Genomic DNA, 23,067 nt, shown 5'->3' with positions numbered 1-23,067 from the left:
TAGTGAGATAATATGAAGTGACCTCCTAGATTATCAAGTCAGGGATTTTAACCCATAATAATGAATGAAAACATTATGAATGGGGTTATACCCTATGATAATAGGAGGCCACTATGGAAAATATAATATATATTGGGATGGATGTCCACAAGGAAAGTTTTAGCTTATGTGCACTACACGGAACAACTGGGGAAATTGTAAGAGAAGCACGATGTGCTTCAAATGTATCTCTCGTAAAAAAATTCGTTGAGAAACTGAAAACAAAATATGGTGAAGATATAAAAATTAAAGCTGGATATGAGGCTGGTTGTTTAGGGTATTCACTTCATAATCTTCTTGAACAAAATGGAATTGATTGTGATATTTTAGCTCCCACAACAATGTACAGTTCATCAAAAAACAAAATGGTGAAAAATGATAAATTCGATGCCAAAATGATTGCTCTTAATTTAGCAAATGGCACCTATAAAGAAGTATATGTTCCAGAAGAAGAGGATGTTGCCGTGAAAGAGTATATCCGCATGTTAGGTGATTTTAAAACATCTTTGAAAAAAATAAAACAACAGATAAAAGCATTCCTTTTAAGACATGGCTATGTGTATGAAGGGAAATCAAGCTGGACAATCGCTTATATGAAATGGTTAAAGAATCTTGATCTACAAGGATTATTCAAAGAAACGTTAGGCGAATACCTATTACAGTATGATGTTCTAGTCGATAAAATTGAGCGGTTCAGTTTGAGATTAGAAGAATTATCTCATCGTGAAAGGTACGAAGAACCAATCGCAAAGTTAAGATGCTTAAAAGGTATAGATACAACATCGGCAATGACTGTTCATGTGGAAATTGCAGACTTCACTCGTTTTCCCACGGCTAAAGCATTTATGGCTTATGTAGGATTGACGCCAAGCGAAAGCTCAAGTGGAGAGAAAATCAGTCGACGTTCGATTACAAAACAAGGAAATTCGACCGTTAGGTCTACTCTTGTAGAATGTGCAAATGCGTTGGTAAAAGGAGCAATCGGATTAAAATCGAAGCGAGTGAAAGCAAGACAAAAAGGGCAACGAAGCGAAGTGATTGCTTATGCGGATCAGGCTGTAGAAAGGTTACAAAGAAAATATTATCGCATGATATATCAAGGGAAGCCTAGAAATGTTGCCGTTACAGCTATCGCAAGAGAACTGGGGTGTTTTATATGGGGATTAGAAACAGGTAAAATTCACCGAAAATAAAGAGGGAAGGATATGAAGTTGATTGATTCATAGTTAGAAATCAAAGGTATCAATTGATGGCATAGATGAGCTTCAGAGATAGTGAATTACAGGTCTGGCTATCTATGACTCACCTCTTCTGGCATGGCTGAAATTCTGATAAACAAGCTATTTATTAGAATTTGAAAAGGTGTGATCCACGCAGTGAGATTATAAGAGCCTAACGACGAACCATTAACCTGAGGTAACCAATCCACGAATAACAGAGTGGTTAACTGTCGATAGATCTTATTTCTGAAGCTTTTGTATGCCATCAAGAAAAATATTATGGGTGAAAAACTATTGACAAAGGTCACTTCATAACAGGTTATGTATGTGAAACGATATCGACATTTATACTTGCTAAGTTTTACGTTACTCATTTGTTTTGTCGTATTATCACTTTCGTATCATACCGCTTGTATTGAGAATTTTGACAATATAGTCGCACATTTTATTCAAAGCTTTCGAAACGATTATTTGACGACCTATTTTACTTGGGTGTCTTTTATTGGTTCCAAAAGGATATTTTTCCCATTACTCATTATTCTTGTAATGTATTTTCTCGTTAGAAAAAAGTTGCTTAGTGCATTGCTTCTAACAATTAATTACTACGGATCTCGTTATTTAAACAGTCTGCTTAAACTATGGTACGAACGAGCAAGACCTGATGTTACGCAGCTTGTTACTGCAACTGGATATAGTTTTCCGAGCGGTCATACGATGAATGCTACGGCTTTTTTAGGATTTATTGCATACGTCACAATTACTGAAGATCGTATTTCGTTGCATAAAAAATTGCTAATTATTCTTATAGCAAGCTTTGTTGTATTATCTATTTCAGTTAGCCGAATATATCTTGGCGTGCACTATCCATCTGACATATTAGCAGGATGGGCAGCTGGCGGTAGCTGGCTCGTTTTATGTGTTATATTCCATAAAACGTTCATAAAAAAAGAACCTATGTCATAATAGGTTCTTTTTTCATTGGCTCAACATGAATGTGTGCATGGTAAATTCCAAACTTTTTGCGAAGCATAGCTTCGATGTTGTCGGTAATACAGTGACTTTCTCCAACATCCATACGAGCATCTACTTCAATTGTAATATCAACGTACGTTTGATTCCCGTACATACGTGCTCGAATATCTACAATGTTTTCCACACCGCCAATATGCTCAATAGCATCAGCGTATTCCTCCATTTTATCAGGATCAATTCCATCTGTTAGCATATGAGAAGATTCTACGAAAATCTCCCATGCAGTTTTACAAATAATAAGACCAACAATTAAAGCGGCAATAGGGTCTAAAATAGGCATTTGGAACTGAGAACCGACAATACCTACTACAGTACCGATACTTACGAGTGCATCTGATAAATTATCTTTTGCAGCAGCTTCTAGTGATTTACTTTTTGTTCGTGCTGCAATTTTTTTCGTATACAAATACACGCAGTACATAACGACAGCAGAAAATAAAGCAACCCATGCAGCGAGTACATTAGGTGCTGCTTGTTTCGGATTTAAGAAAGATTGAATGGCACTAATAACAACTTCTAATCCGACTGTTGCCATAATGAAGGACGCAACAAGTGATGCGATTTGTTCGGCCCGTGAATGCCCATACGGATGATCTGGGTCACGAGGTTTACGAGATATTTTTAGACCAATTAATATCGCTAAAGAAGCACCGATATCCGTTAAGTTATTTAAACCGTCAGCACGTAATGCGCTAGAGAGGGTAATATAACTGATGATGATTTTCATAGAGGATAAAAATATGTAGGCCATAATGCTGACAATAGCACCTTTATCAGCTTCTTTATGAGAAAGAGTATCCATTTTAATCACTCACCTTTCTTTAAAGGAATTTCTTTCTATAAATAGAGTATCAAACGAAAGTCGTGTGGGTCTATACAAACATTGTTGACGTTTTATAGCTTTTTAAGAAGGGGATAACAAAGTTTCGTGAAGGAAAAATATGTTGAAAAGTACAAAGTCAGGGTGTGAACCTAATTAGAGTTTATTTACTAAAGAGATAGGAGGGTAGATGGATGAAGAAGCGAATACTTTTCTTACTATGTACTATTCTTATAATGACAGGGTGTAATTCATTAAACGATGAAAAACATCAAAAGATAATTGTGAAAACAGATGAAAGCCCTCTGAAAAATATTTTCCAGAGGGCTTTTATTTTAGTATGCTTCTAAAAACTCAGTAACTTGCTCTTCAGTTTTTGCATTAGCACTATGTAAGTGGCCTAGCTTCTCACCATTTTGGTATACAAGTAAACTTGGAATACCCATTACTTGATACTCTTCAGCGATACTTGGAAACTCATCTTTATTAATAGAATACCATTCAAATTTATTGAACTCTTCCATTACATCTCCGATAAAGTTGTCCATACGTACGCAATCTGGGCACCATGTAGTAAAGAACTTAACAACTACTGGCTCCTCGCTTGCGATGATGTCTTTGAATTCTTGTTCTGTTTTAATTTCTTTCATAAGTAAAACTCCTTTCAATATTACACGAATTTATATGCAAAATTCGTATTTGCAAACATGTTGCAAACTTATTATTTGTTTTTTAGTTTTGTAGTTCGTTCACACTTATAAAACTGTATTTTAACTTGTATATAACATGACTGCACTTCTAAGTGTGAAAATAACGGAACCTCACTTTTCTTTATAAGCTTTTTCCAGGATTGTGTCAAACTTCTGAATTGCAGGGTTACCATTTACATTAAATCGTCTGTTTTTATTATTAGAAAGTTTCGCCTATTTAAAAAGAAAACAAGAAAGAAAAAACAAATAATTGAATTCTAGATTATTTACTGCAATAAATAACCTAAGCTTGAATAATTCTCTATCATGGGAAGATAAAGATGTTTCTTGTATGTTTCATAAACTTAAGGATTCTATCGCTTGTATCAGATGCGGCATCGCTATTTTAACAGTAGAATTGTATTAAAAGATAAGTAAAGGGCATCTAATTAAGATGCCTTTTTATTTTAATTACAAAAATTGAATAAGGTTAGAAATTATATGATTGTAATGGGAATTAAGGGATATTAATAAAAAAATTTTATTAGGGATTTGCCTTAAACATTTATTGCAGTTAAGAATATTTATAATAATATGAACTAAAAAAGGTCCGATTTTTGTAATGTTGGAGGGGATTATTGTGGACATAACTCAAAGCGTATCAAGAATAGTGGTTAATGGAAAAGATCTTTCTTTCACTTCAGTTCAAACCTCTGCATGGAATCATGGACCTGTAAATGATTTAATTGTTACGACGAATCAGAGAGTGAATGAGCTTTATCAATTCATGTGGTCACAAGTACCGGTTACGATTTCGGTATATTTTCTTCAAGGGGCGGATTTACTGAGGTTCGTTAGGGTTGCGGGAATTGATGAGCGTGTAACAGGAGAATATGTATATCATTTCATTTGGTGATAAGAAGAATTCGAGGTAGTCTAGCAGCTACTTTTTTATTTTGTCATTTGAATATAAGCGAGCGGACTAGCTTTATAGTACCCACTGAAATAAAGAATCATAATATAATTTGTAACAAATTATATGGAAGTGAGTTGAAAATCATGTTTTATTCATATTTTAATTCTCAAGCTGGCATGCGACCAGCGTATGGTACGTCTATAACGTATAGTGGAGCACAAAGTACAGTCCAAGCTATTCAACAAGCATTACAAATGCAACAACAAATGCAAATGCAGCAGCAAGGAGTACAACCATATTACTCATCCGTAGAGTATTTTTACCCAGTACATCATGTTACACCGTATGGAAGTTCTTTTCTTACTATTCCATATGGAACTGTATACAACTTATAACTAGTAAGGAATGAAGTGGTGTATATAAATAAGGGTGCAGGTTAATAGCGCCCTTATGAACAATAAAAATAGCTAGTCCAAACCTTATAAATCAATCTTACATAATATGTAGTAATAAGTTTGAAAGGGGAATTAGTATGTCTTGTTATTACTACTGTAAGTATTGTAAGGAGTATAAAAAGAAGCACCATGATTGTTGTAAGAACACTAGTAAGTGCCATGATAACAAGGACAATCTTGTTAGAGCATCGGCATTTAGAGCTAGAAATACTGTGAATCAAAATGTTCCTGCTAATACTTTTGTGAAAGTGTTATTTCAAAATGAACAATTTGATTTAGCGAATGAGTATAATCCAGCAACATCTATTTTTATGCCGAAGACTAAAGGAGTATATTCTATTATTGGAACGATTGGTTTCTTTCCAAACGATCCAACTTTAAATTATAGAGCGCGTGTAGAAATTCGTGTGAATGGAAACGCAGCGATAGCTATAGATAATGACTTTTTTGGTCCAATAAGTTTTGGAAATGTAGTAAGTGTTTCGACGATTGTTCAATTGAATGCAGGGGATGAAGTTGAGGTTTATGCACAAAGTAGTATAGATGGAGTTTTAAGTCCTTTAGAAGATGGTGCACATTTTGAAGTAGCAAGATTTCCTTCTCCGATTAAATAAAGTCATTAAACATTGAGTTTACAGAAGCTTAAAGGTAAATCCTCACCGAAATGGTGAGGGTTTTTTACTCTATTAAAAATAGTAACAGGTCGTCCAAGCTATTCTAATCTATATAGCATACTATATAAAAATAAGTGTAAAGGGGGACTAACTATGTCTTATTATTACTGTAAGTATTGTAAAGATTACAAAAAGGAAAGTCATGATTGTTATAGAAAAAGTAGTAAATGTGATAGGAAGTATGTAAAGGTGAAGTGTTGTGATGATAAGAAAGAGGAGCTTGTAAGGGCATCGGCATTTAGAGCTGTGAATACAGTTAATCAACCTGTTCTAGCAAATACTCCTGTTAAAGTATTATTTCAAAATGAACAATTTGATCTAGCGAATGAATATAATCCAGTAACATCCATTTTCACTCCGAAAACTAGAGGGGTATATAGTGTATTAGGAAATATAACATTTTCTCCAAATGATTTTAATGTGAATTACAGAGCTAGAGTAGAAATTCGTGTAAATGGAAATCTAGCAATAGCGATAGATAATGATTTCTTTGGAACAGGAGTATTTTTTAATAATGATGTTTCAGTAACTACTATTCTTCAATTAGAAGCAGGAGATTCAGTTGAAGTTTTTGTAGAAAGTAGTATTGCGGGCGTAATTGTACAAAATGTTAATGGTTTAAATACGGTTCACTTTGAAGCGGCAAGATTTCCTTCTCCAATTAAATAAAACAGATCATTAAATGTTTTTTAGTAGGTTTAGTTAATCCCCTTACCAAATGGTGGGGGATTATTATTGTTTTTCTAAAATATATAAGTAAACAGGTAAAGTGTAGTTTAATTTGTAGAGGCTTTAACCTTATTCAGATAATGAAAAAAATAATATGTAAATAAGTAACATGCTTGTGAAAACTCAGTGTTAGTAAGTTTACTAGTTTTTTTATAGAACAAGAAAGACGAAATACATAAAAGATCGCATCATTACGTTTTTTCTTTACTATATAGAAATTACATATTGAACATAAATTTGTGTAGGGAATGCTAGTACACTGAAAAGAATAACATAAAGGCGATTACACTATATAAAAACAAAATCAATCCTAAGATGAGTAGTATTGGATGCAGCTTGAACATATTTGACCTCCTTGAGTACATAAAGAATTTTAATATATTGTTGGTCAATTTAGAAGGGGACGGTTACATAAAAAAAGAGCATACATAATAAGTACGCTCCAAAGAAAGATAGGTTTTATGAGTGGATAATCTCCATACGATAATATATGTCCTTTTAATAAAAACGTGTAAAAAATCAATGAATTATCAATGGAATATCATAAAATGAGTAATTTTAGTCTAGGAATGCAGTCATTTTCTTTCTCAGTTATTTTAGGTAACAAAGTTGTGAAAATCGTGCATTATGCGGACTAACAACGGGATAACGATCGTACTTCAGTTACATATTTCTTAAAGTCTGGATATTGCGTGATAGTTTGACATTTTGGGGTGCATAGTTGATTAATAATAGACACATTTGTAATTACTTCGTTACAAGGACCGAAAAATGTAACTTTTAGCTTTGAATTTGGTGGGATTTTGAACACGATAGGCTTTTTTTCCATGAAATCAGCTCCTAATATTGAGTATTATAATTTAATGGATATAGAGTCGTATTAGTATAATATGAAATTTCAGTGGATTTGCTTATAATAAAGAATTTCATAGTAGTAAAAGTGCTTAAAGATGTAAAAGGGAAATTGAGAATGCGAAATAAAATGTTTAATTAATATAATCAATAAATACGAAAATAGTTAATATAACTAATACATTTTTTAATTTGTTACATATCATGTTAGTAAGAATTGTATAAGGAGGTAGTATAAAATAGTGGAAGAAAATGTACAAGCTCAGCTTTCGCCACCGTGGATCACATATTTTAATGAATTAAAAAATTCAATAGGTGCTGATCCAACTGTTACAGTTGGGCCACTTATTCCTGTTGGTGGTAATTATATTATTTTAGTGCATGCGTTAAGTAATGAAAAAGCGAGAGCGTTAGCAACGTTTTTAAAATCTTTTGTACAATTTGGGAATGTAAGTGTGACAGTTATTGTAACGAATAATGAGAATGAAATTGTAAATCCATTTCCTTGTCCACTAGATGCATTTGAAATAGCTCATTTATTTCAAGTAGCACTAGAAAACAATCCTTATTTTGAACAAGTTGTGGTACAGCCTCAGTTCCCTGGCGGACCGAATGTTGTCTTTCCGGTGTTCACTGCGGAAGTCATTCAGTTTTTCAATGACGATATTTCTAACTTATGTCAAACGTTTACAGGTGTTGCTGCCAATGTATTTCGTGATGTAATGAATGATGAGGTTTGTGATAGCCCAATATTATTTTCTACAAGTTGTGTTATGAACAGTGAAAATACACAATTACAAAATAAAGATTTAACACCAAAATTGTTTTATTAGACTATAAAAAGACATTTTCAGTAATAGAAAATGTCTTTTTTATGCACCAATAGTGTTCAGGTTGGACAATTGTAGGTTAACAGGAATAATTTTCAATTAATTAAAATTTTTCTAAATCTCATATTTCATGGAAAGATAGTAATTTTGATTTAAGAATATATAGAAAATGAGGAATGATTTTTATTAACTGAAAGGGAATTGATACTGGAAGTTTTAAGTTAATACTATAGGAGGATTTTTTCTAATATCCGTAAAAATGATCAATACCTAAATTGATAGGATGAGACTACATAACAAATAGTAAGGTATATTTCGAATATGATAATATTTTTTGTGACATACATGTTAAAGCTAATAGAAATATTTCTGAAAGAGAATATATTTTGAAAAACAGTAACGATTCTTTTTATTTATATTATAGATAGCTAGTTTTAGAGAGATAAGGCTTACAATAAAACAAGCTATGAATAAGACATTAAAAAGGAGCTGGAATGTATGGGTTATATTGTAGATATTTCAAAATGGAATGGAACTATCAATTGGGATATTGCAGCATCTCAGCTAGATTTAGTGATAGCTAGAGTTCAAGATGGCTCTAATACGGTGGATTTTATGTATCAAAATTATGTTAGTGAAATGAAAAAGTATAGTATCCCATTCGGTAATTATGCTTTTTGCCGTTTTATATCTATTGCTGATGCAAAGAAAGAGGCACAAGATTTTTGGAATCGTGGTGATCAATCAGCTAAGTTTTGGGTGGCGGACGTAGAAGTTCAAACGATGGCAGATATGCAAGGCGGGACACAGGCATTTATTGATGAATTACGCCGTTTAGGTGCGGAAAAAGTAGGATTATATGTAGGGCATCACATGTATTTATCATTTGGAGCACGTAATATTGAAGCTGATTTCGTATGGATCCCTCGTTATGGAGGGAATAAGCCAGCATATCCATGTGATATTTGGCAATATACGGATTCAGGGAATGTTCCTGGGGTTGGGAAATGTGATCTGAATCGATTAGTAGGAAATAAGTCACTTTCTTGGTTTATAGATTCGAACAAAGCAAATCAACCTAACATAGTGTATACACAGCAACCGAATGGCATTGGTATTGCAGTTTCGAAATATCCTGATGGATACGGAATAAATTTATATGAGAACCCTATGAATCCTCAATTTACAGGTGCACTCACTCAGAAAATTCCATATTTAATCTTAACAGGTTATTGGGGAGGCGGTGAGCAAGATATGATTTGTTTAGGGAACGATAAGCAGTGGGCATATTTAAAACATTTTAAGGTGAAATGGTTTTATGCAACTTCGAAATATCCTGTCGGCTACAGAGTAAATTATTATGAAGAGCCTGAATGTATGAATTATAAAGGAAATATAGATGGATCGACATCTTTTCGAGTGTGGGATAGAGTGGGAAATGCGGTAGATATCGGGCAGAATAGTTGGATACCTGAAGAACATGTAATTATTAAGTAACTATAGAAGTTATATTTTTTTGGAGCATATAAAGAGTTTTCTTACTATACATAGTAAGAAAACTCTTTATATTTAAAAATGAAAATACATGATGCATAGTCTACTCATATGAAATGAATTACATGTAGAAAACACACTGTTTTCACAATGACTGTGTATAGTTAATTTGCATAATGATAAAAGTGAGGTATTTGAATTGAAAAAGAAAAAGATATTTATTGGAACGATTATTTCATGCTTGATGCTAGCATTATCTGCATGTGGTTCCTCAGACAACGTAGTAACATCAAAAGTAGGAAATGTTACAGAGAAAGAATTAAGTAAAGAATTACGACAACAATATGGAGAAAGTACTTTATATCAAATGATGTTAAGTAAGGCATTGCTAGATAAATATAAAGTTTCAGATGAGGAAGCAAAAAAGAAAGTAGAAGAAGCAAAAGATAAAATGGGTGAGAACTTTAAATCGACTTTAGAACAACTTGGATTGAAAAATGAAGATGAATTAAAAGAAAAAATGAAGCCAGAAATTGCATTTGAGAAAGCAATCAAAGCAACAGTTACAGAAAAAGATGTGAAAGATAACTATAAACCAGAAATGAAAGTAAGTCACATTTTAGTGAAAGATGAAAAAACGGCTAAAGAAATAAAGGAGAAAGTAAATAATGGTGAAGATTTTGCTGCCTTAGCAAAACAGTATTCAGAAGATACTGGTTCAAAGGAACAGGGCGGGGAAATATCTGGTTTTGCTCCTGGGCAAACAGTGAAAGAATTTGAGGAAGCTGCGTATAAATTAGATGCAGGCCAAGTAAGTGATCCAGTTAAAACAACTTACGGTTACCATATTATTAAAGTGACGGATAAAAAAGAATTGAAGCCATTTGATGAAGTAAAAGATAAAATTCGTAAAGATTTAGAACAACAAAGACTAGAAGATACGACAGGTAAATGGAAACAACAAGTAGTCAATGATTTATTGAAAGATGCTAATATTAAAGTGAATAATAAAGAATTTAAAGATACATTTAAATTTCTAGAAAAGAAATAATGACTGTAATCATAACTAGAAAAGGGAACTCATATAGAGTTCCCTTTTCTAATTAGTGTGTGAGTTATAAATAGATAGTAAGACAATACAATATTACATTTAAATATTAAGAATTACAATGGGAAATTATGGGTTTAAATTAAAGGAATTATAATTATTTCAATGGAAGTAGATATGATACGGTTTTCATTATGCAAGTTTGTTACATATATTTACTCTTTAATAATGGGTATCGAACATAATTTACAAAATAATACATATAATGTTTTTGAATAAATATTTAACGTGGATAATTAGTAAAAAGCTGAGCATTCGATTGGAAAGGATGTTCTTTTTAGTATGAAAATTTTAGGATAAAGAATGAATCGCTTTAAACGCGTCATTTACCATATCAATAAATTAAGGTGGAGAGAATATATGAAAGTAATCTTTCAGGGAGAGGGCGGCGCGAAAATTTTTGAGTCATATGATGAAAATATAAGTGATTTATTAGCAATATTAAAAGAAACGAAAGGGATTAAAATAGGGATGGTTAAGTATAAAGTGTTAAAGTACGAACTTAATTATTTTCGTCATCCGAAAAAATCGGATACAGAGAGAGAGTTACATATAATAGTACAACCTATGTAATAAAATATAATAATAAAAATCACTGATTCAGTTTTGCAAAGTTTCATAGAGTATGTAAGAAAAGAGAGTGTTGTAAATGTTCTCTTTTCTTATGCTTTGTGAGTTCGTTCATCATAGTATATGTTTTCAGTTATAGATGGTTAATAAACGAAAAAATTTAAAACTTTTTTGTTTGGGTAGGGATTTTATATATGAATAAATATACTATGAAGTATTTTTTATACGAATATTGGAGGAGTATAAAATGAGTTTAGCTAGTTACATAGGCTGTAATGTAGAAATTCAGTTAACGGTTCCAGATTCTAATGATGTAATTGTTTTTGGACCGTGTTTTTCAGATGAAAGTATGCTTGAAATTGTACAAGAGTATCAATTCCAAACAAATTTCACATATGAGGTTTCAACTAGTTGGGGAATTGAATTTGTCGAGTGGCAAAACGTAAAGGAAAAAAGAAGCGAAAGAAAAACTTTTAACTTTATGCAAGATTATGGAAGGCTATTTGGAAGATGGAGACTATTTCGAATTATTTAGTTGTTGGGTTGGTGATGAAGGTAAGGAATGAGTAGGGGAATTGAAATTAAAAATAAATCATTTTAATATAGATGAATTATGTATTCCAGAAAGAACATTAGTTAGGATAGAAAAATAAAATTTGAAATATTTTTTAGAAAAAGGCGATTTCACTTTGTGTGAAGTCGCTTTTTAGTTGTTATATGTATTTCATTTTACATAAGAAATGAGAAGTTTATTTGATAAAGGAAAAAGAAAGTATAGAGGTAAATAAAATTGTGTTTTTTGTTAAAAAATAATAAGTATGGCTCTTCTCAAAAGAACGTAAGTTCGTGTATAATAAGAACTAATGTTCCTTAGAGGGATAACCTAATTATAATTTAGAAGTAAATCCGAGTTTAGTGAGTATTAAAAATAACTAAGGGATAGTATGACTAAATAAATGTATAAATGATCAAGGAGATAAAAAATGAACGATGTAAAGATACAAAAAGAAGAAAGAGAGTGGGTTCCGTTTACAGTAATATCCGAACAACTTTTAAATATGAGAAAGATTATTGGAGAGAAATTAAAAGTACAAAAACCGCTTTTAACAAATGAAGCAAAAGAGAGAATTTCTGATAAATTATTAAATTCATTACTGTCTGAGAAAGAAATATTGATAACATATTTTGAAGATGGCTACATATTAACAAGCTACATGACAGTTGTACATATTAATCCGGTAAAACAATTTGTAATTTGTACAGACGCCTTTTATAAAACTTACGTATTTAACGCTATGGATATTATTGAAATAACGTAAAAGAAGCTGAATATTAAATGGCAGCTTCTTTTATTTCTGATTTATGAAATAAATAATACAAGAAAAAGCAGCTAGCTGCTGAGCCCCAGGGAAAGGGAGAAAAAGATAGGGTACTCCAAAATCAACAAGAGCTGTCAAACAGCCTGATTATAGTATAGACAAATTAAAATTTTCTATACAGAAAGTTAAACATAAGATTAGGCTGTACCCACTTGGTTTTGATCTGCAAGGTCAGAATCAAATGTATTGGTCGCGCTAACACCGCTAAAAGTATTAACAACAAAACCAACGTTTGATGCGCCGGAGCCATTATAAGCTTTCGTATTTTCTTTCGGAGAAACGTTGTAGAAATCACCTAAGTTAAATGAACCATTACTATTTTGTACAACTAAATTTCCTACAACTGATGGCATAATTTTCACCTGCTTTATAATAAGTTGTTAACATTACTATATGGAGTTATAGTCCAGATGGTTCATACAATAAAAATTGTGGGATAGTAAAACGTTTGGAGCATGGATTTCAATAAAAGTGTGTTAAAATTAATATAATAAAGTTGAGTATTTTTTTGAAAAATTTGTATAATTAATATATATGAAAATAAAGGAGGCAAAATGTAATGAAAGATATTATGAAAAAAGTTGATTTAACAGATGCCAAATCAAGTAATCTTGTTGCACTAATTTATAGTAATGAAGTTATATTAGTTGAAGACGCATTTTGTCCAAATGAAATAAAATTAAAGTTTAATGAAATTGCAATTTTATCTGCAATTAAAACAGCTCATATTGCGAAAGTTTCTATTAGGAAAGAACTTGAAGCGCTTTTTCATGATACGGGTGTTATATTAGTGAAACAAAATGTTGATTATGGTAGTAGTCAATCTATTACCATGCATTTTGAGCAATTTAAAAAATTGCAATATGAGATTGAACATTTAAATAAAAGTATGTCATAAGGCAGCTAAATAAAGGTTCTATCATAAAGGTGGAATGTGTTGTGTTGAAAAAGTGGTTTAAAAATTATTTGGGTGAATCGCATTGTAAACATAAATATATTTTTATTAAGATGCAGGATAATGAGGATTTTAAAAAAAGGTACATTAGGTGTAGTTTATATTTACTAGTGTGAGAAATGTGGAAAAGAGAAGTTGAAATGTAAAAACAATAATGAAATAAACAATGAATTTTTAGATAGGTAGCAAAAAGTAACCATGATGGTTACTTTTTTTGTTTATGTATGCAATATCAAAACTATTACTAAAGTATGAGTTGAGTTGATACTATAGTAAATGGCTGAATAAAAATGAAGAGAGTAATATATAGGGAAGGAGGATGAGCGAAATGAAGAGAAAAGAAATTGGTAAGTCTGTAATTATTACAGGTGTGACACAAGGGTTAGGACGTGCGATGGTTGATCGATTTCATGAATTAGGGTGGAACATATATGGTTGTGGACGCTCAAAAGATAAAATTGAAGAACTAAAAAAACAGTACAGTAAAATACATGATTTCCAAGTAATTGATATTTCAGATTCTCAGCAAGTTACCAATTGGGCAAATTATATACTTAATAGACATAAGGCTCCCAATCTGATAATAAATAATGCATCGATTGTAAATCAAAATGCACAACTTTGGAAAATTACGGCTCAAGAATTTGAAAATGTAATGAATGTAAACGTGAATGGTGTAGTAAATGTAATAAGAGCGTTTGTTCCAGCAATGGTAGTTAGGAAAGAAGGGATTATCATTAATATGAGTTCTAGTTGGGGAAGAGAAGGTGAGGCTGAGCTTGCGCCATATTGTGCCTCGAAATTTGCTATTGAAGGTATCACTAAATCTATGGCCCTGGAATTACCCTATGGCATGGCTGTAGTTGCTTTAGATCCTGGAGGGAGTATTAGTACTCCAATGCTGAAGTCATGTGCTCCACAATATATAAATGAATCACCTACACCTGAAACTTGGTCACATAAAGCAATTCAATATATATTGAATATAACAATAGATAAAAATGGAGATTCGTTGACATGTCCAGCATGCATATAAAAAAGCACCTTTAAGGTGCTTTTTTATATTGGTAGTACATTATATCATTCACAAAATCACATATGAAAAATAAAATAAACGATTAAGGGTGAGATTTGTTTGTTTTGAAAGCTTTAGAAAATATTTAAATAGGTGATAAAAATGAATCCACGCGGTTTAAAAGTGACAGGGGCATGGTTTCAAGTGGGAGGGAACCTTACAGCTGCTATTGGGACGACAAGAGGATTTATTGGAGAAGAGAAAGTTGAATCGGACCTTGTTATTGTAGGGAGCTCATTACAAGCCCTCGGGTATATATTACAAATCATTGCGAGCAAGTATGATGACGGGGAAGAAAAAAGAGAAAATCAAAATATAGGCTTAGAGAATCAAAGTAAATTACTTGATAAAATAGGAATTGAGTTATTAGCATTAGGGAATATATCAAATGTAATAGGAACATATTTTAATATAAATGAACAATTGAAAGAAAATGATTTTCTTATTATTATAGGGAACAGTTTACAATCAATCGGTGCTTTTTTAGGAGTAGAAGCAGCTTTGATGGATATAAATGTACTACAGAAAATTATTATACTAGGTAACTCCATGCAAAGTTTAGGAGCTGGATTACAAGCGTATCAAGGCGTTTCAAATTTATTGAAAGATGAGAGAGAAAATGAAGATAGTATTTTTGATAAGAAGGATGAGAGAATAATTGCACTCATTGGTATTTGGATACAAGCGCTTGGAACGTTAATTTCTGCAATTGGAGTAACTGCAATAGAGGAAGAAAATAGGCTAGCAAACAATGAAAAGTCTGAAATACTTATATAAGTAGAAGGAGAGACATTGATTTTAGAGGCAAGTTAAGATTAAAATAGTAGTAGGTTTCTTTGCGTATATTTTGAAAAGTGATATATAAAATACAAAATAAGGAGTTTTCAAGGGATGATGTATTTATTAGCAATTTTTCTTCCGCCTGTTGCTGTATTATTTTGTGGAAAACCAATTCAGGCAATAATAAATTTCATATTAACACTAATATTTTGGGTTCCAGGAGTTATACATGCAATTCTTGTAGTGCATGATAAAAAAGCTGATCGGCGTTTGAAAAAACAAATTCAAGCATATGATGAAATTAATAAGAGGAATCGAAGGTAATTTATCTGTAAAATATTTTTTAAAAAAAGGAGGATTAACCTCCTTTTTTTAGTGGGTGTTAAGTTTAAATTTTTGTGTGGCGGAAAGAATTTTTAATGTAAGTTTTATGATAATAACTTTTAGATTGTGCATGTAATAGGCCAGTATAGATACTTTCTGGTACATTAAAGAAATCGTACATACCATTCTTTAATTGGATTCGCAAAATCATAGAAAAAGGATTGTAGCCAACAGCAACTATATTTTTTGAAATCACGGGAGATAGCTTCATCATTACGCAACTCCTCACTTTTCATTTTTAATAATTTCTTGTAGATGTTGAGGTTATGAAGTTGAAATCCTTATAATTTAAGAGGTATTATACTTATATGCAATATATTAAATGTTTGTTATACGTAATTATAAGGAAGTTCACACGAAGTACATATCGTTGTGCTATTTTTATTTCACCTTTGATTTATAAATAAGAAAATATTGACCATTTGAAAAAAAGGTATATTATTTATACGAGGTATTAAAAATTCACTTTTTACATTCTATGCTTAAAGGGGCAGCGTTATTAGGAAAAATAGAAGTGAAAATAGTTTGTATAAGAAGTATTCTAAAAATTATAATCTGTGAATTGGGAAAATATTGAATGCTCCAGGTCAATATACTTTCTTAATCAAATTCATTTTAGAAAGTGACCTCAATATTTTTAAGTAAATCAACGGGAGAATTGAAAGGCAGGAGAAAGTAACATGTCAGAAAATTATCGTTCTCGAGAGGAACGACGACAAGTTAAAAAGAAAAAACAGCCAGCGTCTAAAACACAAAAACCAAAAGGTAAAACATCATTCTTTCGCAAGTTTTTAATTACTTGTTTATTACTTGGTATTGTTGGTTTAGTGGCGGGGGTTGCTACCTTTTTTGTAATGATTAAGGATGCACCAAAACTTGAGAAAGCAAAACTTGTTAATCCGTTATCCTCAAAAATTTATGATAAAAACGGGGATTTGGTATATGAATATGGAAAAGAAAAAAGGACGAATGTTACGTATGAGCAAATACCTAAATTAGTAGAAAATGCATTTTTAGCGACAGAAGATTCACGTTTTTATGAGCATAGCGGAGTAGATTTTAAAGGTACTGCCCGTGCTGTTCTAGTAAGTCTTAAAGGAGATTATGGTTCTCAAGGTGGAAGTACGATAACACAGCAAGTTATTAAAAACTACTTCTTATCAATGGACAAAACACCAAAGCGTAAGGCACAAGAAATATATTTAGCTTATAAGCTAGAACAACAGTATTCAAAACATGAGATATTAGAGATGTACTTAAATAAAATTAACTTAGGAAACCGTTCATATGGGATCGCAACAGCAGCACAAAACTACTATGGTAAAGAATTGAAGGACTTAACATTACCAGAAGTTGCGATGCTTGCAGGTTTACCGAAAGCACCGAATAACTATGATCCAACGAAAAAAGAAAATGTTCAAAAAGCAACAGAAAGAAGAAATGTTGTTCTAAACTTAATGAATCGACATGGATATATAACAAAACAGGAAATGGAAGAAGCATCAAAAGTTGACGTAGAAAAGGGACTCAAGCCTGCAACTCAACTACAAACAATGCCATATCCTGCATTTATGGATGCAGTTGTGAAAGAAGTAGAAAAAGAATTGCCAGATGCTAATATAGGTTCTGACGGTTTAGAAATTTATACAACGTTAGATCCGAAAGCACAGAAACTTGCTGATAATATTTTAAATAATAATATCATTGATTATCCGAACGATAAATTCCAAGGTGCATTTACATTTATGGATACGAAAACAGGAGAAGTTCGTGCTATAGGTAGTGGCCGTGGAGAAAATAAAGCTGTATTTAAAGGACACAATATGGCAATTGAATTAGATCGTGCAGCTGGTTCAACGATGAAGCCGATTTTCGACTACGCTCCTGCAATTGAATATTTAAAATGGGCTACGTACCATCAAATTGATGACTCTCCATTTAAGTATTCAACGGGACAAGAAGTACGAAATTCAGATAGAAGTCACATGGGTCCAATTACAATGCGTGTAGCATTAGAAAAGTCACGAAATATCCCAGCAATTAAGACTGCGAAAGAAGTCGGAATTAATAAATCAAAAGACTTCTCTGAGAAATTAGGCATTACATTTAATGCAGCACCGACTGAATCAACAGCGATTGGTACAAATGAAGTATCACCAACTGAAATAGCGGGCGCTTATGCGGCATTTGGTAATGATGGTAAATATACGAAACCGCATTTTGTTAAGAAAGTCGTTTATCCAGATGGTAAGTCACAAAGTTTTGGACAAAAACCAAAACAAGTTATGACAGATTCTACAGCATATATGATTACAGATATGCTTCGTTCTGTAGTTAGATCAGGTACTGGTACATCTGCAAATGTAGCATCTTTAGATGTAGCTGGAAAAACGGGTACGACAAACTACTCATCAAAACAATTAGCTCAATATAAAATTCCAGAAAGTGCAACTCGTGATAGTTGGTTTGCTGGATATACACCGCAATATACGATGGCAGTATGGACTGGGTATATGAAAGATGGCAAAGACGAGTATATTAGTAGTAAAAATACGAAAATTGCACAGTTGATCTTTAAAGAAATGATGAGCGAAATGGCTACAGATAAATCACGCTTTAAAATGCCAAGTAGCGTCATTCAAGAAGGTAGTGAGCTACGTATAAAAGGTGAAAAACGTGATTCATCGCCAAATACTAGCGTACCGGATACAACGGAGCAACCAAAACAAGATCAACAGCAAAAAACTGAAGAAGAGAAAAAGCAAGAAGAATTAAAGAAACAAGAGGAACTTAAGAAGCAAGAAGAACAAAAGAAACTAGAAGAGCAAAAGAAACAAGAAGAAGAAAAGAAACAAAATGAACAAAATAACGGAGGAGGCCAAGGAACGACACCTCCAGCAAATAACGGAGGAGGCCAAGGAACGACACCTCCAGCGAATAACGGAGGAGGTCAAGGAACGACACCTCCAGCGAATAACGGAGGAAACCAAGGAACGACACCTCCAGCGAATAATGATGGAGGTCAAGGAACTCCAACCCCACCTGCAACAGTACAACCAAATAATGGTGGAAATGCAGGAGAGGTTCCTGCCAATAATGGACAATAAGAAAAATTTATAGAAAAGTTTTCAAAAAAGCACTTAAGATTTGTGGGAATTTACAATCTTAAGTGCTTTTTTCATTTTGCTATAGAAAATTTTATGTTAAGGGCCGGATAGAAGAAAAAGAGTGAATGTAGTTTATGTGAAATGTAACGTAAAGAGAGAAATGATTGTATGTATGGGTTATTCCGGAAAGGGACTAACTGTAATGGATTACATAAAGCATTAAATAAGTGGGAATTATATTCAAGTCTTTAATAAATGTCTTTCTTTAACGGTTACTTTCGTTTGGAAAACAATAAAAAAGTCGAATTTCTTATTTAAGAAATTCGACTTTTTATGTTGAAACTGGATTAAAGGTTCGCTTTATTAAGATGTAGGGTAATACAGTGATAGCTATTAAATGTTAAACGTACCATAAAAATTTTGGAAATAAATTGAAGGGAAATGATAAAAGACTTGAGTCGGAGGTAGTGGAGGATAACTATGGCTATAAATGGTAGTACTACTTGGGTGTGCACCATGATGCCAAAATGAGGGGGTAACTTGACCGGGAATTTGATATTGTTGCCAAGTTGCGGGAAGTTCAATTCCTACATCGGAGCTAGCTGTATGAACTGCAGGAACATGTATCCCAGGAGTCGAAGGAACTACGGCAGTTACTCTTAATGATACCCACATAAAATATTCACTCCTAAGTTGTGTTAATAAATTAGTATATTCTTTTCACACGTATAAAGGTACATATATAGGACTTTCGTTTAAAACATGCGTACAAAGTCTTAAGACTAATGTAAGCTGATGGTGGACTATTTAATATGAAAAGATACGTCTATTTGCGGAGGGAAAAGAGATCAATAAAATGTACAATGAGGTTGTTAATCGTAATATTTTACGAGTGTATGGAGGTATTTTTATGGAACGATTATGGACGAAATCATTTATTAAAATGACTTTCGCAATGTTATTTTTATTTACAGGATTTTATTTACTTGTTCCAACGCTACCGCTCTTTATTAAAGAGATAGGTGGCAATGAATCGCAAGTTGGACTCATGATGGGGATGTTTACGATAGCTGCTGTAGTAATACGACCGATTATTGGAGGAATGCTAGATCAATATGGTAGAAGATCCTTTATTATGTTCGGACTTATCTTTTTTGGATTAACGATGTATTCCTATAATATAGCATCGACTATTGTCCTTTTAGCTGTTTTACGTGTTATTCACGGAGTAACATGGGCTGTTTCTACAACAGCTGTTGGAACAGCAATAACTGATATTATTCCAGATTCACGCCGTGGAGAAGGAATGGGCTGGTACGGGATGGCGATGACAATTGCAATGGCCATCGGACCTATGATTGGATTATGGGTTGTGCAAAATTATTCATTTAATGGTCTATTTTTATTAGCGACGTTGTTATCTTTTATGGCAGTCGTATTATCACTAATAACGAAGATGCCATTTACGCTACAAAAAGAAAAAGGAAAAATTCAGCTATTTGAGAAATCCGTATTAACAATCACGATTGTAGTATTCTTTTTATCGTTTGCATATGGAGGAATAACAACCTTTTTACCGTTATTTGCATCATCAATTCATGTAAATCCGGGAACTTTCTTTCTTGTATATGCAATTGCATTAACAATTGTAAGACCAATTTCAGGGAAACTATTAGATAAGTGTGGAGAAGTATTCATCATACTCCCAGCATTATGTATTACTATTTTAGCTATAGTTGTTTTAACTATTTCAAATGGTTTGATAGGTGTAATTATCGCAGCAACATTATACGGTATTGGATTTGGTTCAGCGCAGCCAGCTTTGCAAGCGGCAATGCTTACAATTGTCGATCCGAGTAAAAGAGGAGTTGCAAATGCTTCATTTTTTACAGCGTTTGATTTAGGAATCGGGTTAGGTGCTATTGTACTTGGAGTTGTTTCACAAATGTTTGGTTATCGTATTTTATTTTCAGGGAGTGCAATTTCAGCATTGATAGCCTTAATTATTTTCGTCTTCTTTGTAAAACAACGATTAGGAAAAAAAGAGTTTGTGTAAACTGGAGGAATAAAGCTGGAAATTTCAATTGATCGTAAAGCTCTGCAATGGTTCCAGGAAGAATTACGTATAAAGCACGGTGAATCTGTACGTGTTACTGTAAGGTACGGAGGGGATAGTTCAATTCAGCCCGGATATTCTTTAGGGGTTGTTGCTGAGAAACCAGATGGAGAAATAGTGTCAGTTGAGAAGGAAGGTATTATATTTTTTGTAGATTGTGATGATCTTTGGTATTTTCAAAACTATGATTTATTTGTAAGTTATCATGAGGAAATGGAAGAAATTCAATTTAATTATGTAAAATAATAACTTTATTAAAAATGAATAAGTTTTATATAAAAATTATATTTAAGAGATAGTGAAATAAATATCATATAGTAACGAGCTGTATTTATGTATAGCTCGTTTTTTTTATTTCTCAAATAAAATTAGAATAATTGTATATTTGGCGGTGTTATATGAAAAATCTTTATATCTTGTTTTTTAAAATATGCAAAGAAGTCTATTCTTTCTTTATAAAACATAAGAATTATTTTCAAAAAATTGTATTGTTACAGTAAGAAAAGTGTAGGAAACTTATCATTATAAAATAAATTGAAATCTTCTAAAAACTCTGATACATTGAAGTAGAAATGTATTTTCACAATATTGTAAAGGCTTACAGTTATGTGCACGAAGATCTATTAGGATTGGAGGAAATAATGATGAAAGCTGAAGAAAAATTTTCCCCGGGATTAGATGGTATAGTGGCAGCGGAGACGAAAATTTCGTTTCTTGACACAGTAAAAGGTGAAATTGTAATTCAAGGGTATGACTTAATCGAACTCTCAAAAACAAAAGAGTATTTAGACATTGTGCACCTTTTATTGGAGGAACACCTACCGAATGAAGATGAAAAAGCAACACTTGAAAAGAAACTAAAAGAAGAATATGCAGTACCAGAAGGTGTATTCAACGTACTAAAGGCATTGCCTAAAGAGACGCATCCCATGGATGGATTACGTACAGGTGTGTCAGCGTTAGCTGGTTACGATAATGATATCGAAAACCGCTCGTTAGAAGTGAATAAAAGCCGAGGGTACAAGCTGTTAAGTAAAGTGCCAAACATTGTAGCGAATAGCTATCATATTTTAAATAATGAGGAGCCAATTGAACCTCTTAAAGAATTATCTTATAGTGCGAATTTCTTCTATATGTTAACTGGTAAAAAACCAACTGAACTTGAGGAAAAGATCTTTGATCGTTCCCTTGTTTTATATAGTGAGCATGAAATGCCAAACTCTACATTTACAGCTCGCGTTATTGCATCAACACAATCAGATTTATACGGTGCTTTAACAGGTGCAGTTGCATCTTTAAAAGGAAGTTTACATGGCGGTGCAAATGAAGCGGTTATGTACATGCTTTTAGAAGCTGGTAATGTTGAGAAATTTGAAGAGTTATTACAGAAGAAACTATATAACAAAGAAAAAATTATGGGCTTTGGACACCGTGTTTATATGAAGAAGATGGATCCAAGAGCACTTATGATGAAGGAAGCTTTAAAACAGTTATGTGATGTAAAAGGTGATTATACACTATATGAAATGTGTGAAGCTGGAGAAAAGATTATGGAAAAAGAAAAAGGAATTTATCCAAATCTTGATTATTATGCAGCTCCAGTATATTGGATGCTAGGTATTCCAATTCAACTTTATACACCAATCTTCTTTAGCTCTAGAACAGTGGGGTTATGTGCGCACGTTATTGAGCAACATGCAAATAATCGTTTGTTCCGTCCACGTGTAAATTATATTGGCGAGCGACATGTACTTAGTAAATAAGAACAACTGGGGAGTTGTTAGCGCCGCCCGCCAGATGGGTGTTTGACCGACACCCATCATTAATAATAACGAATTTTCGA

Annotated in this window: 25 protein-coding genes and 2 pseudogenes; 21 read left to right on the top strand and 6 right to left on the bottom strand. The window is 32.6% G+C overall.

Going from position 1 to position 23,067, the window contains the following annotated elements:
- The first annotated feature begins 113 nt into the window (after positions 1 to 113).
- Both MHI28_RS05410 and MHI28_RS05405 read left to right on the top strand, forming a co-directional pair.
- Complete coding sequence (locus MHI28_RS05410; protein WP_277548338.1) at positions 114 to 1,232, top strand: IS110 family transposase; 1,119 nt, start codon at positions 114 to 116, stop codon at positions 1,230 to 1,232.
- A gap of 354 nt (positions 1,233 to 1,586) precedes the next feature.
- On the top strand, positions 1,587 to 2,222 hold the full coding sequence (locus tag MHI28_RS05405) for a phosphatase PAP2 family protein (RefSeq protein ID WP_002082842.1): 636 nt from the start codon (positions 1,587 to 1,589) through the stop codon (positions 2,220 to 2,222).
- Here MHI28_RS05405 and MHI28_RS05400 read toward each other — a convergent pair.
- Positions 2,212 to 3,093: a cation diffusion facilitator family transporter gene (locus tag MHI28_RS05400; RefSeq protein ID WP_000380385.1), complete on the bottom strand. Its 882-nt coding sequence runs from the start codon at positions 3,091 to 3,093 to the stop codon at positions 2,212 to 2,214. The two genes, MHI28_RS05405 and MHI28_RS05400, sit on opposite strands and share 11 nt — an antisense overlap.
- A gap of 353 nt (positions 3,094 to 3,446) precedes the next feature.
- A complete protein-coding gene (locus MHI28_RS05395; RefSeq protein WP_000658787.1) occupies positions 3,447 to 3,761 on the bottom strand; it encodes a thioredoxin family protein in 315 nt (104 codons plus the stop codon).
- 679 nt (positions 3,762 to 4,440) lie between these two features.
- On the opposite strand from MHI28_RS05395, the gene MHI28_RS05390 reads away from it, so the two are divergent.
- From MHI28_RS05390 to MHI28_RS05375, 4 genes are all read left to right on the top strand, one after another.
- Positions 4,441 to 4,716 (top strand): hypothetical protein, encoded by a 276-nt coding sequence (locus MHI28_RS05390; protein ID WP_000355694.1) that lies wholly within the window; start codon positions 4,441 to 4,443, stop codon positions 4,714 to 4,716.
- Between the two features lie 143 nt (positions 4,717 to 4,859).
- The gene (locus tag MHI28_RS05385) at positions 4,860 to 5,111 is read left to right on the top strand and encodes a DUF3947 family protein (protein WP_000500101.1); all 252 of its coding nucleotides are present in this window, start codon (positions 4,860 to 4,862) and stop codon (positions 5,109 to 5,111) included.
- Between the two features lie 137 nt (positions 5,112 to 5,248).
- On the top strand, positions 5,249 to 5,785 hold the full coding sequence (locus tag MHI28_RS05380) for a C1q-like domain-containing protein (protein WP_002162813.1): 537 nt from the start codon (positions 5,249 to 5,251) through the stop codon (positions 5,783 to 5,785).
- A 153-nt stretch (positions 5,786 to 5,938) separates the two neighbouring features.
- A complete protein-coding gene (locus MHI28_RS05375) occupies positions 5,939 to 6,514 on the top strand; it encodes a hypothetical protein (RefSeq protein WP_000122941.1) in 576 nt (191 codons plus the stop codon).
- 694 nt (positions 6,515 to 7,208) lie between these two features.
- Here MHI28_RS05375 and MHI28_RS05370 read toward each other — a convergent pair.
- Entirely contained in the window at positions 7,209 to 7,403 is a 195-nt protein-coding gene (locus tag MHI28_RS05370) for a hypothetical protein (RefSeq protein ID WP_000412557.1), read from the bottom strand.
- Positions 7,404 to 7,668: 265 nt separating this feature from the next.
- On the opposite strand from MHI28_RS05370, the gene MHI28_RS05365 reads away from it, so the two are divergent.
- From MHI28_RS05365 to MHI28_RS05340, 6 genes and pseudogenes are all read left to right on the top strand, one after another.
- The gene (locus tag MHI28_RS05365) at positions 7,669 to 8,259 is read left to right on the top strand and encodes a hypothetical protein (RefSeq protein WP_000392278.1); all 591 of its coding nucleotides are present in this window, start codon (positions 7,669 to 7,671) and stop codon (positions 8,257 to 8,259) included.
- 495 nt (positions 8,260 to 8,754) lie between these two features.
- Positions 8,755 to 9,753, top strand: coding sequence for a glycoside hydrolase family 25 protein (locus MHI28_RS05360; RefSeq protein ID WP_000540670.1), 999 nt, complete (start codon positions 8,755 to 8,757; stop codon positions 9,751 to 9,753).
- A gap of 196 nt (positions 9,754 to 9,949) precedes the next feature.
- Entirely contained in the window at positions 9,950 to 10,801 is an 852-nt protein-coding gene (locus tag MHI28_RS05355) for a peptidylprolyl isomerase PrsA (RefSeq protein ID WP_000727339.1), read from the top strand.
- Between the two features lie 417 nt (positions 10,802 to 11,218).
- Positions 11,219 to 11,431: a hypothetical protein gene (locus tag MHI28_RS05350; RefSeq protein ID WP_000864274.1), complete on the top strand. Its 213-nt coding sequence runs from the start codon at positions 11,219 to 11,221 to the stop codon at positions 11,429 to 11,431.
- A 244-nt stretch (positions 11,432 to 11,675) separates the two neighbouring features.
- A pseudogene (locus tag MHI28_RS05345) lies at positions 11,676 to 12,081 on the top strand (hypothetical protein).
- Positions 12,082 to 12,411: 330 nt separating this feature from the next.
- Positions 12,412 to 12,747, top strand: coding sequence for a YolD-like family protein (locus tag MHI28_RS05340; protein ID WP_002162812.1), 336 nt, complete (start codon positions 12,412 to 12,414; stop codon positions 12,745 to 12,747).
- Between the two features lie 197 nt (positions 12,748 to 12,944).
- Here MHI28_RS05340 and gerPF read toward each other — a convergent pair whose 3' ends face one another.
- Positions 12,945 to 13,160, bottom strand: coding sequence for a spore germination protein GerPF (gene gerPF / locus MHI28_RS05335; RefSeq protein ID WP_001141569.1), 216 nt, complete (start codon positions 13,158 to 13,160; stop codon positions 12,945 to 12,947).
- Between the two features lie 206 nt (positions 13,161 to 13,366).
- Here gerPF and MHI28_RS05330 point away from each other — a divergent pair, with 206 nt between their 5' ends.
- The 5 genes and pseudogenes from MHI28_RS05330 to MHI28_RS05310 all read left to right on the top strand — a co-directional run bounded on the left by MHI28_RS05330 (position 13,367) and on the right by MHI28_RS05310 (position 15,941).
- Complete coding sequence (locus MHI28_RS05330; RefSeq protein WP_000651908.1) at positions 13,367 to 13,705, top strand: hypothetical protein; 339 nt, start codon at positions 13,367 to 13,369, stop codon at positions 13,703 to 13,705.
- A 41-nt stretch (positions 13,706 to 13,746) separates the two neighbouring features.
- Positions 13,747 to 13,948 (top strand): annotated as a pseudogene (locus MHI28_RS05325) (hypothetical protein).
- A 142-nt stretch (positions 13,949 to 14,090) separates the two neighbouring features.
- Positions 14,091 to 14,798, top strand: a complete 708-nt coding sequence (locus tag MHI28_RS05320; protein ID WP_000823054.1) for an SDR family oxidoreductase — start codon at positions 14,091 to 14,093, stop codon at positions 14,796 to 14,798.
- Between the two features lie 141 nt (positions 14,799 to 14,939).
- A complete protein-coding gene (locus MHI28_RS05315; protein WP_001069566.1) occupies positions 14,940 to 15,614 on the top strand; it encodes a DUF6944 family repetitive protein in 675 nt (224 codons plus the stop codon).
- A gap of 114 nt (positions 15,615 to 15,728) precedes the next feature.
- On the top strand, positions 15,729 to 15,941 hold the full coding sequence (locus MHI28_RS05310; RefSeq protein WP_000990219.1) for a YqaE/Pmp3 family membrane protein: 213 nt from the start codon (positions 15,729 to 15,731) through the stop codon (positions 15,939 to 15,941).
- A 64-nt stretch (positions 15,942 to 16,005) separates the two neighbouring features.
- Here MHI28_RS05310 and MHI28_RS05305 read toward each other — a convergent pair whose 3' ends face one another.
- The gene (locus MHI28_RS05305; protein WP_000977080.1) at positions 16,006 to 16,215 is read right to left on the bottom strand and encodes a KTSC domain-containing protein; all 210 of its coding nucleotides are present in this window, start codon (positions 16,213 to 16,215) and stop codon (positions 16,006 to 16,008) included.
- A gap of 466 nt (positions 16,216 to 16,681) precedes the next feature.
- Here MHI28_RS05305 and MHI28_RS05300 point away from each other — a divergent pair, with 466 nt between their 5' ends.
- Positions 16,682 to 19,108 (top strand): transglycosylase domain-containing protein, encoded by a 2,427-nt coding sequence (locus tag MHI28_RS05300; protein WP_340827673.1) that lies wholly within the window; start codon positions 16,682 to 16,684, stop codon positions 19,106 to 19,108.
- Between the two features lie 393 nt (positions 19,109 to 19,501).
- On the opposite strand, the gene MHI28_RS05295 is transcribed toward MHI28_RS05300, so the two are convergent.
- Positions 19,502 to 19,783, bottom strand: a complete 282-nt coding sequence (locus MHI28_RS05295; RefSeq protein ID WP_000270162.1) for a hypothetical protein — start codon at positions 19,781 to 19,783, stop codon at positions 19,502 to 19,504.
- A gap of 235 nt (positions 19,784 to 20,018) precedes the next feature.
- Between MHI28_RS05295 and MHI28_RS05290 the strand changes: the two genes are divergently transcribed.
- The 3 genes from MHI28_RS05290 to mmgD all read left to right on the top strand — a co-directional run bounded on the left by MHI28_RS05290 (position 20,019) and on the right by mmgD (position 22,987).
- Complete coding sequence (locus MHI28_RS05290; protein ID WP_340827672.1) at positions 20,019 to 21,164, top strand: MFS transporter; 1,146 nt, start codon at positions 20,019 to 20,021, stop codon at positions 21,162 to 21,164.
- A 15-nt stretch (positions 21,165 to 21,179) separates the two neighbouring features.
- Positions 21,180 to 21,470: a HesB/YadR/YfhF family protein gene (locus MHI28_RS05285; protein ID WP_025989028.1), complete on the top strand. Its 291-nt coding sequence runs from the start codon at positions 21,180 to 21,182 to the stop codon at positions 21,468 to 21,470.
- A 395-nt stretch (positions 21,471 to 21,865) separates the two neighbouring features.
- Positions 21,866 to 22,987 (top strand): citrate synthase, encoded by a 1,122-nt coding sequence (gene mmgD / locus MHI28_RS05280; protein WP_001987369.1) that lies wholly within the window; start codon positions 21,866 to 21,868, stop codon positions 22,985 to 22,987.
- The last annotated feature ends 80 nt before the right edge of the window (positions 22,988 to 23,067 follow it).

This window comes from Bacillus sp. FSL K6-0268, from assembly GCF_038005425.1.
Lineage (GTDB): Bacteria > Bacillota > Bacilli > Bacillales > Bacillaceae_G > Bacillus_A > Bacillus_A thuringiensis_S.
This window is presented reverse-complemented; position numbering and strand designations above follow the sequence as displayed.